At 67.8% G+C, this 270-nt stretch carries 1 protein-coding gene; it reads right to left on the reverse strand.

The features are described 5' to 3' along the window. Window positions 1-270: 2Fe-2S iron-sulfur cluster-binding protein (locus ACH107_RS33835; RefSeq protein ID WP_412509927.1), on the reverse strand; the 270-nt coding region annotated here is incomplete at both ends.

The raw sequence follows: 270 nt of genomic DNA on the forward strand, positions 1-270 counted from the left end.
GCGCGTCTTGCACATCAGCTTGGGGCGGCCGTTGATCTCCGCGCTGCACGAGCCGCAGTGGGCCGCCTTGCAGTTCCACCGCACCGCGAGGTCGCTCGCCTGGTGCGCCTGGATGTAGAGGACCGCGTCGAGGACGACCATCCCCTCGACCAGCGGCAACTCGTAGTCGACCTCTTCCCCACCGTTCGCGTCTCCGCGGAAGATCTTGAGCTTCGCCGTCTTGCCGCCCTTAGCGCCCAGCTCCGGGTCTTCGACCGGGGCGTACGCCTT

It is taken from the genome of Roseovarius halophilus (ex Wu et al. 2025), from assembly GCF_047086965.1.